Annotated in this window: 15 protein-coding genes; 3 read left to right on the top strand and 12 right to left on the bottom strand. The window is 69.6% G+C overall.

Features of this window, described 5'->3' with window-relative positions; genetic code table 11:
* Positions 1–49: 49 nt before the first annotated feature.
* From hemC to EVU97_RS08250, 12 genes are all read right to left on the bottom strand, one after another.
* The gene (hemC, locus tag EVU97_RS08305) at positions 50–1,045 is read right to left on the bottom strand and encodes a hydroxymethylbilane synthase (protein ID WP_129665007.1); all 996 of its coding nucleotides are present in this window, start codon (positions 1,043–1,045) and stop codon (positions 50–52) included.
* Positions 1,042–2,346 carry a glutamyl-tRNA reductase gene (locus EVU97_RS08300; protein WP_047312436.1) on the bottom strand — a complete coding sequence of 435 codons (1,305 nt, stop codon included), beginning with the start codon at positions 2,344–2,346 and terminating at the stop codon, positions 1,042–1,044. The genes hemC and EVU97_RS08300 overlap by 4 nt, the downstream gene beginning before the upstream one ends.
* Positions 2,343–3,023, bottom strand: a complete 681-nt coding sequence (locus tag EVU97_RS08295; protein WP_129665005.1) for a redox-sensing transcriptional repressor Rex — start codon at positions 3,021–3,023, stop codon at positions 2,343–2,345. Before EVU97_RS08295 ends, EVU97_RS08300 begins: the two co-directional genes overlap by 4 nt.
* 182 nt (positions 3,024–3,205) lie before the next feature.
* Positions 3,206–3,448, bottom strand: coding sequence for a glutaredoxin family protein (locus EVU97_RS08290; protein ID WP_369798813.1), 243 nt, complete (start codon positions 3,446–3,448; stop codon positions 3,206–3,208).
* A gap of 164 nt (positions 3,449–3,612) precedes the next feature.
* Positions 3,613–3,711, bottom strand: a complete 99-nt coding sequence (locus EVU97_RS08285; protein WP_003792170.1) for a 30S ribosomal protein bS22 — start codon at positions 3,709–3,711, stop codon at positions 3,613–3,615.
* Positions 3,712–4,076: 365 nt separating this feature from the next.
* Positions 4,077–5,273, bottom strand: coding sequence for an acetoin utilization protein AcuC (locus EVU97_RS08280; protein ID WP_129665003.1), 1,197 nt, complete (start codon positions 5,271–5,273; stop codon positions 4,077–4,079).
* Positions 5,274–5,278: 5 nt separating this feature from the next.
* Positions 5,279–5,836, bottom strand: coding sequence for an N-acetyltransferase (locus tag EVU97_RS08275; RefSeq protein ID WP_129665001.1), 558 nt, complete (start codon positions 5,834–5,836; stop codon positions 5,279–5,281).
* A gap of 116 nt (positions 5,837–5,952) precedes the next feature.
* Complete coding sequence (gene proC, locus EVU97_RS08270; protein WP_129664999.1) at positions 5,953–6,747, bottom strand: pyrroline-5-carboxylate reductase; 795 nt, start codon at positions 6,745–6,747, stop codon at positions 5,953–5,955.
* Between the two features lie 5 nt (positions 6,748–6,752).
* Complete coding sequence (locus tag EVU97_RS08265; protein ID WP_047312441.1) at positions 6,753–7,667, bottom strand: hypothetical protein; 915 nt, start codon at positions 7,665–7,667, stop codon at positions 6,753–6,755.
* Positions 7,668–7,737: 70 nt separating this feature from the next.
* The gene (locus EVU97_RS08260) at positions 7,738–8,553 is read right to left on the bottom strand and encodes a sugar phosphate isomerase/epimerase (protein WP_205744876.1); all 816 of its coding nucleotides are present in this window, start codon (positions 8,551–8,553) and stop codon (positions 7,738–7,740) included.
* Positions 8,553–9,476 carry a Ppx/GppA phosphatase family protein gene (locus EVU97_RS08255; RefSeq protein ID WP_129664996.1) on the bottom strand — a complete coding sequence of 308 codons (924 nt, stop codon included), beginning with the start codon at positions 9,474–9,476 and terminating at the stop codon, positions 8,553–8,555. Before EVU97_RS08255 ends, EVU97_RS08260 begins: the two co-directional genes overlap by 1 nt.
* A gap of 19 nt (positions 9,477–9,495) precedes the next feature.
* On the bottom strand, positions 9,496–10,374 hold the full coding sequence (locus EVU97_RS08250; protein ID WP_129664994.1) for a hypothetical protein: 879 nt from the start codon (positions 10,372–10,374) through the stop codon (positions 9,496–9,498).
* Between the two features lie 148 nt (positions 10,375–10,522).
* Here EVU97_RS08250 and EVU97_RS08245 point away from each other — a divergent pair, with 148 nt between their 5' ends.
* The 3 genes from EVU97_RS08245 (at position 10,523) to EVU97_RS08235 (ending at position 14,031) form a co-directional block, all read left to right on the top strand.
* Entirely contained in the window at positions 10,523–11,368 is an 846-nt protein-coding gene (locus EVU97_RS08245; protein WP_129664992.1) for a hypothetical protein, read from the top strand.
* 257 nt (positions 11,369–11,625) lie between these two features.
* Positions 11,626–13,044, top strand: a complete 1,419-nt coding sequence (gene radA, locus EVU97_RS08240; RefSeq protein ID WP_129664990.1) for a DNA repair protein RadA — start codon at positions 11,626–11,628, stop codon at positions 13,042–13,044.
* A 141-nt stretch (positions 13,045–13,185) separates the two neighbouring features.
* A complete protein-coding gene (locus tag EVU97_RS08235) occupies positions 13,186–14,031 on the top strand; it encodes a CoA ester lyase (protein WP_047312448.1) in 846 nt (281 codons plus the stop codon).
* Positions 14,032–14,055 lie beyond the last annotated feature (24 nt).

Below are 14,055 nucleotides of genomic sequence, written 5' to 3'. Positions count from 1 at the left end.
CCGACGAACGCGACTCGGGTGGCCGACTTGGCCTGCTTGGCTGCGGTGCTCACTTGGATCGCTCCGATTCGGTGGTGGTTTCGACGCGCGGCGTCTGCTGCCGCGGTTCGCGTGGGGGGATGACGGCGGCCGCGCCGTCGTCGAGCAGGGTGCGGGCGAGACGCTCGCCGATGCCCTGCGGATCGTCGTAGGGGCCGACTTCGCTGCGGCGCAGCTCGAGGGAGCCGTCCGTGGCGCCGACGAAGGCGCGCAGCGAGATCTCGAGGGTGCCGTCGGGCTCCTCGACGATCTCGGCGAGGGCACCGACAGGTGCGGCACAGCCGGCCTCCAGGGCTTCGAGCACGGCTCGCTCGGCCGTGACGGCTGCGCGGGTGTCGGCGTCGTCGAGCTCGGCGAGCACGGCACGCGTGACCTCGTCGTCCTCGCGGCACTCGAGCGCGAGGGCGCCCTGGCCGGGGGCCGGCAACATCTGCAGCGGGTCGATGGTCTCGCTCGCCTCGTCGGTGCGGCCCACGCGGGCCAGGCCGGCGCGAGCGAGGACGACGGCGTCCATCTCACCCTTGGTCACGAAGCCCATGCGGGTGTCGATGTTGCCGCGGATGTCACGGATTTCCAGTCCGAGGCCGAGGGCCTGCAGCTGGGCCGCACGTCGCGGAGAGCCGGTTCCGACCACGGCACCCGCCGGCAGTTCACCGAGCGTCAGGCCGTCGCGGGCGACGAGGATGTCACGCGGGTCTTCACGCGTCGGGATACCGGCGACGACGAGGCCGGGCTCGGGTGCGACGGGCAGATCCTTGAGGGAGTGCACGGCCATGTCGACCTCGCCCGAGAGCAGTGCCTGACGCAGTGCGGCGGCGAAGACGCCCGTGCCACCCATCTGGGCCAGCGGGGCCAGGTTGATGTCGCCCTCGGTCGTGACCTCGACGAGCTCGACCTCGTGGCCGTGAGCGCGCAGGGCGTCTGCGACGTGGGTCGACTGGGTCACCGCGAGGTGGCTACGCCGCGTTCCGAGTCGGATCGGGCGCTCGTGGCGGGGGGCACTCATGGCAGCTCCGGGGGGACGGACACGACGCGCGTCTGCGCCGGGTCGAGGTCGAAAAGCGTGGAAAGAACTGCCGCGTAGTCGCTTTCGCCGACGTTTCCGCCCTGGCCGGCAAGCTCCTTGATGCGCACGGTGGGCGTGTGGAGCAGCTTCTCCACGACGCGGTGCACCGTGAGCTGCACCTGGGCTCGGGTGGTCTCGTCGAGGTCGGGTACGCGGGTCTCGAGGCGGTTCAGCTCGGCGCTGACGATCTCCGCGGCGTTCGCGCGCAGCGCCGCCACCGTGGGGGCGACGCGCTCGGCGCGGCGGGCGACGACGAAGTCGGCCACCTCGCTCGTCACGAGGTCCTGGACCGCCTTGATCTCGGCCTCTGCGCCGGGCTGGCCCTCGACCTGCGGGCCGAGATCCTCGAATCCGAGCACTGCCACGCCGCGAACGGCCGCGACCTCGTCGGCGATGTCACGCGGCAGGGCGAGGTCGATGTAAACCTGAGGGCGGCCGTCAGGGTTGGCGCGGGCGGCCATCGTCGCGTCGATGACGTGACCGACGGCGCCCGTACACGACACGACGAGGTCGGCGGAGGCGAGGGCCGCGTCGAGCTCCTCGATGGGGCGCGCGTCGCACCCAGCGGCGTCCGCAAGACGACGAGCCGCGTCGTACGTGCGGTTGACGACGGTGACGGAGCCGAGGCCGTGGCGCACGAGCGTGTGCGTGGCGAGCGAACTCATCGCGCCGGCACCGACGACGACGGCGCGCACCCGCGTGAGGTCACCGAGCATGTTGCCCGACAGTTCGAGTGCCCGCTCGACGAGCGAGCGGCTGACCGAGTCGATGCCGGTCTCGGAGTGCACGCGCTTGCCAACGCGCAGCGCCTGCTGCACCAGGCGGCTCATGACGGGGCCGATACGGCCCGATTCCTGACCTTCGCGCAGGCTGTCGCGCATCTGGCCGAGGATCTGGCTCTCTCCGACGGCGAGCGAGTCGAGGCCGGCCGCGACGTTGAACAGGTGCGCGACGGCGCGCTCGTCGAAGTGGACGTAGAGGTAGTCGCGCAGGTCGGCCATCGGCATGCCGGTGACGTCGGCGAGGGCGTCGCCGAGTTCGGTGACGGCACCGTGGAACGTCGTGGCGTCGGCGTAGACCTCGACGCGGTTGCACGTCGACAGCACGACGGGCTCGGTGAGGTTCTCGCCCTTGCCGAGGCGCTCGAGCAGATCGGCCTGGCCCTCGGCGTTGAGAGAGGCCTTCTCGAGCACGGCGAGCGGGGCCGAGCGGTGGGAAAGCCCCAGAACAATGACGCTCATGCCATGAGCTCCTTCATCTCGCGATCCCCCTGTGGCCCTCGCGCGTTCTGTTCACGAAACGCGAGGATCTGAAGTTCGGTTGCCATGTCGACGCCGCGCACCTGCACGTCGGAGGGCACGGTGAGCACCGCCGGCGCGAAGTTGAGGATGCTGCGTACCCCCGCGGCGATGAGGCGATCGACGACCTGCTGGGCGGACGGCGCCGGCGTCGCGATGACGCCGATGACGCCTTCGTCCACCTGCGGTACGAGCGCGTCGAAGTGGACGACCTTCTGGCCGCCCACGACGGAACCGACGACGCGCGGGTCGTCGTCGATGAGCCACTTGATCTCGAAACCCTTGACGCCGATGCCGCCGTACGTGGCGAGCGCGCGGCCGAGGTTTCCCATACCGACGATGGCGACGGCCCACTGCCGCTCGAGGCCGAGGGCTCCGGTGATGTGACCGGCGAGGGTGGCCACGTCGTACCCGACGCCGCGCACGCCGTAGGAGCCGAGCGCGGAAAGGTCCTTGCGCAGTTTCGCGGAGGAGACTCCGGACTGCTCGGCGAGCGTCTCGGAGGAGATGGTGGTGTGGCCGTCGGTGGCCACCTCGCGCAGCACCCGGAGGTACACCGGTAGGCGGTTCACAGTCGCGTCCGGGATATCCCGGCGCGCTGCGGCCTGCTCGGTGCTCACGGCGGCGCTACCTTTCGTCGGCGTCTGCGCCTCTCGGCGCGTATACCAAACGTCTGCAGAAGGCTCTGCAGGACCCCCCGAGCTTAGGACTTAGTGCAACCGTTCACAAAGTCGACCGGACCCCCTTTAGGGCGGAATGGCGCCCCAAACATGGCACCGAACTGGACAAGGGACCTTCGTCCCTATGCGCCCCTCGGCGGCGCGGACAGTGCCTTGCGGAGCCGGTTCTCATCGACGCGCCAGTAGTCGTGCTGGCGTCCGTCGACCAGTGTGACGGGGATTTGCTCGGCATAGCGGGCGACCAGCTCGGGATCGTCGAGCATGTTGAGCTCCTCCCACTCGACGCCCTCCTCACGAGCCACGCGCTCGATGACGGCGCGGGCGTCGTCGCAGAGGTGGCATCCGGGCTTGCCGATCAATGTAATTCTTCTCACAGCTACCTCCTGGTCACCGCTCGTCCATGTGCCGCCGACGTCCACGGCACACGCTGTTCGGGCGAGGCGCGGGGCATCCCTATCGCCTCGACGATACGCAAGGGCCCCTGCACGCCACGAGTGCGTGAGGGGCCCGAGTGCTCGAAGTGATCAGGTCACTTCTTGTTGCGACGCTGGTGACGCGTCTTGCGAAGCAGCTTGCGGTGCTTCTTCTTGGCCATGCGCTTGCGGCGCTTCTTGATGACGGAGCCCATGAGTGAACCGTTCCTTACCTTGTGTCCTTGGCGATGCCCGGGCCGACATTCGCCGATGAATACCAGCGGCGCCACGAGGACGCCCGGCCACGGGAATATCTGCACCATCCTATCGTCAGGCGATTTGTCGCGCGAAATCGCCATGCTCCCTTGCCCCGTCTTCCGACTCGGCGACCTCGCAGGCTCGGTCGCCGAGTTCGGTGCGACAGGGCTGCGGGGCGTCCGCTTCCAGCGTGGTTACGTCACCGAAGAGGGCTGCGGCTTTCGCAGCGGATCACCGCTCACTACCCGCGATGTTGCCTCAGATTCGCGGGACCGGTGCCCGCTCCCCCGCTCAACATCGGATCAGGGGAGCCGCTACGCGGCTAGTCGAACCAGACGTCCAGCCCGTGGAGCGGGAACACGGCTTCGCGGGTGGCCATGACGGCTTGGTCGACGGTGGATTCGGGGTGCATTCCGGAAGCCCAGGACTGGAACCAGACGTCGTCCTTCTCGGCGACGCCGTCGCCCATGCGGCTGGGCGCGGTGCGGCCGGTGATCTCCTCGACGTGGGCGCGCCACTCGTCGGGCGTCTCGGTTTCGAGAGAGATGGGCCGGTCGGCGGCGATGGCCGTGAGGTGCGTCCAGGAGCGCGGCACGACGTCGACGAGTTCGTAGCCGCCGCCACCGAGGGCGACCCAGCGTCCGTCACACACGTCGTGCGCGAGTTCGTGCAGCGAGCGGTGCGCCACCTTCTGCGCATCGACGGTGAGCACCATGTGCGCGAGGGGATCGGAGTAGTGCGAGTCGCAGCCGTGCTGCGTGACCATGAACTGCGGTTTGAACGCCGTGACGACGGGGTGGACGACGGCGTGCAGGGCGCGCAGCCAGTCGGAGTCGCCGGTACCGGGCGGCAGGGAGATGTTGACGGCGCTGCCTTCGGCGTCGGGGCCGCCGATGTCGCGGGCGAAGCCGGTGCCCGGGAAGAGAACGGTGCCCGACTCGTGGATCGAGATCGTGAGCACCCGCGGGTCGTTCCAGAAGACCTTCTCGACGCCGTCACCGTGGTGAACGTCGATGTCGACGTAGGCGACCCGCTCGACGCCCTGGTCGAGCAGCCACTGGATGCCGACCGCAGCGTCGTTGTAGATGCAGAAACCGCTCGCCTTGTCGGGCATGGCGTGGTGCAGGCCCCCGGTGAAGTTGACCGCGTGGCGCACCTCGCCTGAATGGACGGCCTGCACGGCTTGCAGCGTGCCGGCGGCGATCAGCGCGGAAACGTCGTGCATGCCCGCGAACGCCGGGTCGTCCTCGGTGCCGATACCGAAGTTCTGATCGGCCGACGCCGGGTTCTGCGACGCCACACGCACCGCGTCGAGGTACTCACGCGAGTGAACGGTCTCGAGGAAGGCGTCCGACCCGTCGGGCAGCGACGGCGCTTCGATGCGAACGTGCTCAAGAACGCCAAGACCCTCCGCGAGCTTCGCCGTGAGGGCGAGACGCAGAGGGTTCATGGGGTGACCCTCACCGAAGTCGTACCCCACGAGCGCGGGGTCCCAGATGACGAGGGCCGTGTCGTCCATGTCGGTCAGTGACGCGAGTCGATGACGGCGCTCGGAACGTGCTCAGAGTCCGTGGTGATCGGGTAGACGAAGGCGATCTCTTCGGTGGACTCGGTGTCGGGCGACGCCGGGTTCATCGGACGGCGGTAGTCGGTGGGGCGGAAACCGTGACCGGACGCGAAGGCCACACCGCGCGCGTTGTCGGTGCCGACCCAGTACAGAACGGCTCCGAGGTTGTCCTTGCGAGCCTGCTCGAGGAGCGCCTCGAGGAGGTTGACGGCCACACCGGTGCCGCGCTGCGAAGGAGCCACCCACAGGCCGAAGAGCTCGCCGTAGGGCTGGTCGACCTCGTCGTTGCTGTGGGTGCGCAGCGAGACGATGCCCACGCCGTCGCCGGCCTCGTTCTCGGCGAGAAGGCGACGCGAGCGGCGCATACGCGCGCGCCACTCCTCCTCTTCGATCTGCTTCTCACCCGATGCCGTAGCCGCGAACGCCTCCGGGGATTCGTTCAGCGCGCTGAGGCGAACGTCGCGATAGGTCTCCCACTCGTCTTCACCGAGGGTACGTACAGTCAACGCAGTCATGGCCATATCGAATCACGTTTGAACGTCGCTTGGCCTCTTGAAGCGCCTTCCGCATCACATCGCGGGCACACAGTTCGCCGGGCGACAACTGGGAATCGGCTGAAGGCGACGCGGCGTCAGTTCATCGATGCCGAGCGGTCGTGCGAGGCCTGCATCGCGGCCACCATGGCCGCCCGTACGGCGCGTCGATCCAGCTCTGCGAGCGCCATGATCGTCGTGCCGCCGGGGCTCGAGACCTTCTCGCGAAGCTGCACCGGGGAGTCGCCCGATTCGGCCAGCATCGCACCCGCTCCGACGATCGTCTGGACGGCAAGACGGTGAGCGACGTCACGCTGGAGGCCGAGCAGAACGCCTGCCTCGATCATGGCGTCGGCGATGTAGAACAGGTACGCCGGGCCGCTTCCGGAGACGGCGGTGACGGCGTCGTGGTCCTTCTCGGCCACCGTCACGACATCGCCCGAGGCCGCGAGGAGCGACTTCGTACGGGCCAACTGCTCGTCGGTGCACGCCTCGTTCGGCGTGACGGCATGCATGCCCTTGCCGACCATCGAAGGGGTGTTCGGCATGACGCGCACGACGGCGACGCCGTCGGGCAGCTTGGCCTCCATCGACTCGAGCGTGCGGCCGACGGCCAAGGAGACGACGACAGCGTCCTTCGTGAGGTGCTCGCCGATCTCGGTGAGGATGTCGTCGAGCTGGTACGGCTTCACGCCGAGCACGACGGTGTCGGCGTCCGCCACGGCTTCGGGGTTGGAGTTCGTCGCCTCGACGCCGTACTTCTCCTTGAGCGCGCTGATGCGCTCGTCACGGCGCGCGGTGGCGACGACGTCGGCGGCGTCGTAACCGCCCGCGAGGGCCCCGGCCATGACGGCCTCGTTCATGTTGCCCGTACCGATGAATGCGATGGTCATGGGGATCAGCCCTTTCGTCGAATGGGGTTCGGCAGGCTCAGCGCCAGCGAGGGGCGCGCGGCCACGAGGTTCGCGACGTACTCGGCCCACCGGGGGCCGTAGGGCACGAGGACGCGGGTGGCGAGCGTGTCGATCTCGCGCTGACGCGCACTCTGGGTACCCAAGGGCGCGATGACCTCGGCGCCTTCGGCTCCGTACCGTTGCACCAACGAGCCCACGATGTCGAGCAGCAGCGCGTCGTCGGTGTCGAAGCTGACCTGCGCGCCGCCGGCCAGCAGTTGCTTCGTGATGTCGACGAAGGCCGCGCCGCTCTCGCGCGCCGAGGTGAGGCCGATCGCGGCGTCGAGGCGACCTGTGGCGAGGCGCACCCGCTGCCCCTCACGCGCCAAGTCGGAGACCTCCGTGGGTAGGCGGCGAAGACGCGTCGGCAGGACGATACCGACCTCCGGGAAGTCCTGACGCAGCTCGTGACCGAGGACGTGGACGGCCTCGATGAGCGCGGCATCGGGGATGGTGAGCGTCAGGCTGACGCCGGCGTTGCGCGCCGCCTGACCGACCTCGCGCAGCGCGTTAAGCAGGATGCCGGGCGTGACATCGGGCGCGAGCACACCGAAGGTCGCGACGTCGAGTGTCAGGTCGGGCGCCTCGGTGCCCGCGGCGGCGAGCCAGTTGAGGGCGCCGATCGTCTCCTGACGCGCGGTGATGATGTCGTCCGGGCTTGCGGCGTGCGTGAGCAACGGCATCCACGAGACGCGCTGGCCACCGACGACCACCTCACCGGTGACGCGGATGGCGTCGTCGACGCTCTCGCCCGCGACGAGCACTTTCGAGGCCGCACGCGCGATCGGCCCCCGCGACGTCAGCGCCAGTACACGCGAGGTCGCGACGGGAAGGCGAGGTGTCAGTGAACGAGGGTCCATGGCAAGGTGTCGTCTCCATAGCGCGATTTCGCTCAAGCCTACTCGGCGGCGTGTACGGGGCACAGCGCCCTCAGGGTGCGGACGCCTCCCCCGCTCCGATGGCGAGGTGGAGGCGGGCGAAGGCGAGGGCCTCGGCGAGATCGATGAGCCTGTCCTCGTCCGAAAGGCGCCGGGTGCCGACCTCGACGACGACGTCCCCGCTGAAGCCCGTTCGGGACAGGTGCTGGAGCAGTTCGGCGCACGGCTGGTTACCTCGGCCGGGCACGAGGTGTTCGTCCTTGTACGAGCCCAAGCCGTCGGCGAGGTGGATGTGCGTGAGGCGGTCACCGAGCTCGTCGGCGAGCGCCAGGGCATCGCTACCGGACGTGGCCGTGTGCGAGAGGTCGAGAGTGGTGTGGGAGTAGTGGTTGCGCCGCAGATCCCAGTGCGGCAGGTAGGCCTGAACCTCGCGGCCCCGGGCCCGCCACGGGAACATGTTCTCGCCGGCGAGGCGGATCTGCGGGTGCTCGCGTTCGCGTTGCGCCACACCTTCGACGAAGCCCGTCGCGTACTCCTTCTGCCACCGGAACGGTGGGTGCAGGACGACGGTGGACGCACCGACGTCACGCGCGAGCGCCACGGAGCGGTCGACCTTGCCCCACGGCTCGTTGCCCATAACGCGCTGGGTGAGCAGGAGCGTCGGCGCGTGGACCGACAACACGGGCACACCCCAGCGCTCGACGAGATCCCGCAGGAACTCGGGGTCCTGACTCGCCGCCTCGTTCCACACCATGACCTCGACGCCGTCGTAACCGAGCTCGGCGGCGATACGGAAGGCCGCCGAGGTGCCGAGCGGGTAGCACGACGCCGTCGACAGGCCGACGCGGATGGGTGCGGGCACCGTCATCACTCCAGGGCGTCGAGGCGGCGCAGGATGAGGCCCTCGCGCAGGGCCCACGGGCAAACGTCGAGGCGCTCGACGCCGAAGATGTCCATCGTGGCCTCGATGACGACGGCGCCGGCAAGAACCTGGGCCGAGCGTTCGGGCGAGACGCCCGGCAGCGAGGTGCGCTCCTCGGCGGTCATGCTCGCGAGGCGCGGAACGAGGTCGGCGAGCGCCGCGCGTTCGAGGCTGCGGTGCACGAACGGGCCGTCGCTCGAGGGCGCCGCCCCACACATGCGGGCGAGCGATCGGATCGTCTTGCTCGTACCGACGTACCGATCGGGCGTGCCCCAGCGCGTCAGGGTGCGAGCCGACGACGCGATCTGCGTACGCACCTGGGCGCGCATCGTGCGCAGGTCCTCGCTCGACGGCGGGTCGCCGTCGAGAGTGCGCGTGAGGCGGCCGGCACCCAGCGGAAGGCTGATGGCGGTGTCGGGCGTCTCGTCGATGCCGGTGGCGAGTTCGAGCGAACCGCCGCCGATGTCGATGCCGAACAGGCGTCCGCTCGACCACCCGAACCAGCGGCGGGTGGCGAGGAAGGTGACGCGGGCTTCGTCCTCGCCGGTGAGGACGCGCAGGCTCTGCCCGGTGACGTCGCGCACGTGGTCGAGAACGGCCTGGCCGTTCGGTGCCTCGCGGATGGCGGAGGTGACGAACGACATGAGCTCGGAGATGCCGAGGTCCTCTGCGATCTGGACGCATTCACCGACGAACTGCGTGAGGTCACGAATGCCCTCGTCGTCGATTAGCCCGTCGGCCGTCACGTGCTCGGACAGGCGCAACAGACGCTTGTGGGACGTGGCAGGAAGTGGCTGAGCCCCGGGATGGGCGTCGACCACGAGGAGGTGGACCGTGTTCGATCCCACGTCGATCACTCCGAGGCGCATGGTTGGCAGGGTATCGGTCTCAGCGGAACGTCGGATACCAGGCCAGGTATCCGGACTCCAGCGCCGTGAGGCCCTTACCGAAGTGCTTGTTCAGCAGGGCCTCCAGCGGTTCCTTCGTGCGCACGGCCTCGGAGTAGAAGGCCATCACCTTGTCGTGTCCGTGGGTGTCGCGCAGGTACCGGGCGAACGTGAAGGCCGTGTAGTAGGCGTCCGCGGCGTTCGCTCCGCGCAGTTCCTCGTCGCTCGGCACGTGGGGCGAGATGTCGTCGCGCTTGTGCGGCGCCTGGGGCACGGTGCGCTGCCCGACGTACTCGGCCCACCCTTCGAGCAGCCAGAGCGGACGCTCGGTGGCCAGCTTCTCGAGCGTGAGCGCGTGGAACGCCTCGTGCGCGAGAGTCTCGCGCGTGGTGAGGGTGTCAGGATTCTTCGTCGTCCAGTCGCTCATGACGACGTACGGAAGACGACCGCCGCCACCGGTGACCGTGTTGGCCAGCTGAGAGGCTGCCTCCTGGCCGGTGTACTCCTTGAACTCGGCGTCGTCGCGCGGCACGAGGACAAGCAGGGCATTCTTCGAGGCCTGCGGGTCGAGGGCGCGTACCGACGCCGCGGCCTTGGCGCTGGCCTCGACGATTCCGTTCGGTATCCGGGTGCCGTTGGAGGCGACGATCATCGCGCCGCCCGGCGTGCGTGCGTTCATGCCCGCGCCGACCTTGGTCTCGAGATCGCTCTGACGCACGCGTTGCGCCGGGTCGGTGACGGGCTGGGTGGTGGAGGGCGACGACGACCGCTCCGCCTGTTGATCCAGGACGTGACGGACGGCGTCACAACCCGACACGAAGAGGCTCGCCGCGAGGACGCCTGCGGTGACACCCGCACGCACTCGTCGTCGCATCGGCATGCCTTCCTCGCTTCGGGGTTCGAACGCGCTGCTCGCCGGGCGTCCGGGGCCGGGCGGGCCGGCTCGTCACCACAGTAGAGCCCGCCCCTGACAGCCCGCTCCGGCTCTGCTCGGAAGAGGCGACGAACACGCCACCTAAGATCGTGCAGTGACTGAATGTGACCTCGAGATCCCGCGCACGTGGGTGGAGTTCGACGATCCGGCGAGCGAGCCCGACGCGGTCGAACGCTTCCGGTGCGACCTCACGTGGCTGACGTCGAGTTGGACGTGCACGTTCGGTTCCGGCTGCGCGGGCATCGACGCGTCGAAGCCCGACTTCGGGTGCTGCGTGTTGGGCGCCCACTTCACGGGTGACGAGGACGAGAAGCACGTCGCTGAGGTCGTCGCGGCGCTGACGCCCGACGACGTCCAGTTCTACGACGAGATCGTCTCGGACGCCGGGTGGGTGGAGACCGACGACGAAGGTGACCGCAAGACACGCGTCGTCGAGGGCGCCTGCGTGTTCCTCAACCGGCCCGGTTTCGGCCAGGCCGTGGACGGCGGGGACGACGACGTCGACAACGGCGCCCCCGGGCTCGGGTGCGCGCTGCACCAGAAGGCGTGGGCGACCGGCGTCGAGCCGTGGACGCTGAAGCCCGAGGTGTGCTGGCAACTGCCGATCCGCCGTTCGTACCGGCGCGTGACGCTGCCCGACGGCGAGGAGTACCTCGAGACGACGATCGCCGAGTACGACCGGCGCGGTTGGGGCTCGGGCGGTCACGATCTCGACTGGTACTGCTCGGGCAACTCCGAGGCGCACATCGGCGCCGACCCCGTCTACGTCTCGCAGAAGCCCGAACTCGTCGAACTCATGGGCAAGCAGGCCTACGACGTCCTCGCCGGGTACTGCGATGCACACCTCGCCGCCGCCCGGGCCTTGGCCGTGACACCGGCGGGTCGCGACCTGCTGCCGCTCTACGTCCACCCCGCGACGCTGGAGGCCGAGGGGCGCTGAGGCTCCGCGCAGGCGTCGCCGCTGGGATGTGGAACGCCCGACGTTGGGAGTTTTTCGGCCGAAGGGGTGAGCGTTGGTCGCGAAACTCCCAAGGTTGGGGGTTTGTCCGCGACGACGCGTGTGGCGGCCACCCCGACCGACGTCCGGAGTTGGTGCACGAGATCAAGACATCGTGCTCGTCGCTCGCCCGGTCGGTCGACCACCGGCACCACCTCGTCACGACGGGGTTGTCAGTGCCGGCCTCTAGGGTTTGAGCCATGGCAAGCAAGGCTTCGAAGCGACCGACGTACCGGTGCACCGAGTGCGGCTGGCAGACCGTGAAGTGGGTCGGCCGCTGCGGCGAGTGCCAGGCGTGGGGAACCGTCGAGGAGACGGGCGCCGTCGCCGTGCGCACGCAGCCGGCCGCGAAGGTGACGAACCCGGCCAAGCCGATCGGTGACGTCGACGCCACGCGTGCCGCCGTCACGACAACAGGCGTCGGCGAGTTCGACCGCGTCCTCGGCGGGGGGCTCGTACCGGGGGCCGTCATGCTCGTCGCGGGTGAGCCCGGCATCGGCAAGTCCACACTGCTGCTCGACGTCGCCGCCCGCACCGCGCGTACGGGCGCGAAGGTGCTCTACGTCAGCGGCGAGGAATCCGCTGCTCAGGTACGTCTGCGCGCCGACCGCACCGACGCCGTGGCCGACACGCTCTACCTCGCGAGCGAAACCGACCTCGCCACCGTGCTCGCCCACATCGACTCCGTCTCCCCCACCCTGCTCGTCATCGACTCGGTCCAGACCATCGCGAGCGCCGAGATCGAGGGCAGCGCGGGCAACGTCTCGCAGGTACGCGAGGTGGCCGCCGCCGTCATCCAGGTGGCCAAGGCGCGCGGCATCTCCACAGTGCTCGTCGGGCACGTGACGAAGGACGGCTCCATCGCCGGCCCGCGTCTGCTCGAACACCTCGTCGACGTCGTCATCACCTTCGAGGGCGAACGCCACTCGCGGCTGCGCCTCGTGCGAGCGGTGAAGAACCGCTACGGCCCCACCGACGAGGTGGGCTGCTTCGACCTGTCCGACGGCGGCATCGAAGGTCTTGCCGACCCGAGTTCGCTGTTCCTCACGGCCCGCGACAAACCCGTCGCGGGCACGTGCGTCACCGTGACGCTCGAGGGCCGTCGGCCGCTCGTCACCGAAGTGCAGGCCCTTGTCGCACCGTCGGCCGGCGGGTCGCCGCGACGCACGACGGCGGGCGTCGACTCCTCGCGCACCGCGATGATCCTCGCCGTCCTCGAGCGCCGCGCAGGCGCGCCGGTCAGCCGGGCTGACTGCTACGTCTCCACCGTCGGCGGCGCACGGCTGACGGAGCCCGCGGCCGACCTCGCCGTCGCGCTCTCGCTGCTCAGCTCGGCGCAGGAGAAGCCGCTACCCGGCGGCCTCATCGCCGTTGGAGAAGTGGGGCTCTCCGGCGACATCCGGGCTGTCAGCGGTGTCGCGCGTCGACTCGCCGAGGCCGCACGCATCGGCTTCGACAAGGCGATCATCCCTGCCGGCTCGCTCGGCACCGAGAAGCCGCCGGCCGACATGCGCATCGCAGAATGCGCCGACCTCGGCTCGGCCATGCGCGCTGTCGGCACGGCCTCCTCCGCATCCCATCCGTCGGCCGATGCCGGCGCGGCGCCCTCCCGCGGCTGACTCTTCCGACACGCGAACGTGTCCACCGCCGCCCATTCGTACTGCGGAGTACGCCCCGCCGACCCTTAGGGTGATGTACGTCGAGCGCGCCTTTCCGGCCGCGCCGACGAAACCGACGACGACTGAGGAACGAAACAAGACGTGTTTTCCGGACGCAATGCCCGCGCGGCCGCCCTCCCGGCCACCCTTTCCCGTAGCTGGCTGCTCGCCAGCGCCATGAAGCCCGAGCTGTTCGACACCGCTCTGGCATCCGAGGCCGACTCGGTCATCTTCGACATCGAGGACGCGGTGCCGGCCGAGCACAAGTCCTCCGCCCGTGACGCGGTGGTCAACGCCCTGCGCGACGGCATGACCGGCTGGGTGCGCATCAACGACATCAACACCGAGTACTGGGCCGACGACCTCGAGGCGCTCCACGGCGTACCCGGACTGCGCGGCGTCATGCTCGCCAAGACGGAGAAGCCGGAGCACGTCACGCTCACGGCCATGCGCCTGGCCGCCGGCACCCCGGTGCTCGCGCTCATCGAATCGGCCCTCGGCGTCGAGAGCGCCACGGCCATCGCCTCGGCCCCCGGCACGTTCCGTCTCGCCTTCGGCGTCGGCGACTTCCGTCGTGACACCGGCGCGAGCGACGACCCGATGGCTCTGGCCTACGCGCGCGCCAAGCTCGTCGTGGCCTCCCGCGTCGGCCAGCTGCCCGGCCCGATCGACGGTCCCACGCTGACCGACTCCGACGACGCGCTCCTCGAGGCTTGCAAGGTCACCCAGAGCATGGGCATGACCGGCAAGCTGACGCTGCGCGCCGAGCAGACCGACACGATCAACCACGGCCTCGCCCCGAGCGACACCGAGATCAAGTGGGCCGCCGAACTGCTCGACGAGCACGAGCACGGCGGCGGTTCGCGTGACGGCAGCTACGCCCCGCGTCTGGCCCGCGCCCAGAAGATCCGCAACCTCGGCGAGTCCTACGGTCTGTGGACGTCCTGACCGTCCGGTGAACGCGGCCTCGGA

It is taken from the genome of Dermacoccus sp. 147Ba (assembly GCF_004151355.1).
GTDB lineage: Bacteria > Actinomycetota > Actinomycetes > Actinomycetales > Dermatophilaceae > Dermacoccus > Dermacoccus abyssi.
Note: the sequence above shows the minus strand (reverse complement) of the source record. Positions and strands in the feature narration are given on the sequence as shown.

Bases quoted from the DNA above. Each gene is read 5' to 3' on its own strand.
- EVU97_RS08260 (WP_205744876.1), bottom strand. From the start codon at position 8,553: ATGACGGTGCCCGCACCCATCCGCGTCGGCCTGTCGACGGCGTCGTGC.
- EVU97_RS08255 (WP_129664996.1), bottom strand. From the start codon at position 9,476: ATGCGCCTCGGAGTGATCGACGTGGGATCGAACACGGTCCACCTCCTC.
- proC (WP_129664999.1), bottom strand. From the start codon at position 6,747: ATGACCATCGCATTCATCGGTACGGGCAACATGAACGAGGCCGTCATG.
- EVU97_RS08250 (WP_129664994.1), bottom strand. From the start codon at position 10,374: ATGCCGATGCGACGACGAGTGCGTGCGGGTGTCACCGCAGGCGTCCTC.
- EVU97_RS08275 (WP_129665001.1), bottom strand. From the start codon at position 5,836: ATGACTGCGTTGACTGTACGTACCCTCGGTGAAGACGAGTGGGAGACC.
- radA (WP_129664990.1), top strand. From the start codon at position 11,626: ATGGCAAGCAAGGCTTCGAAGCGACCGACGTACCGGTGCACCGAGTGC.
- EVU97_RS08280 (WP_129665003.1), bottom strand. From the start codon at position 5,273: ATGGACGACACGGCCCTCGTCATCTGGGACCCCGCGCTCGTGGGGTAC.
- EVU97_RS08285 (WP_003792170.1), bottom strand. From the start codon at position 3,711: ATGGGCTCCGTCATCAAGAAGCGCCGCAAGCGCATGGCCAAGAAGAAG.
- EVU97_RS08300 (WP_047312436.1), bottom strand. From the start codon at position 2,346: ATGAGCGTCATTGTTCTGGGGCTTTCCCACCGCTCGGCCCCGCTCGCC.
- EVU97_RS08265 (WP_047312441.1), bottom strand. From the start codon at position 7,667: ATGGACCCTCGTTCACTGACACCTCGCCTTCCCGTCGCGACCTCGCGT.
- hemC (WP_129665007.1), bottom strand. From the start codon at position 1,045: ATGAGTGCCCCCCGCCACGAGCGCCCGATCCGACTCGGAACGCGGCGT.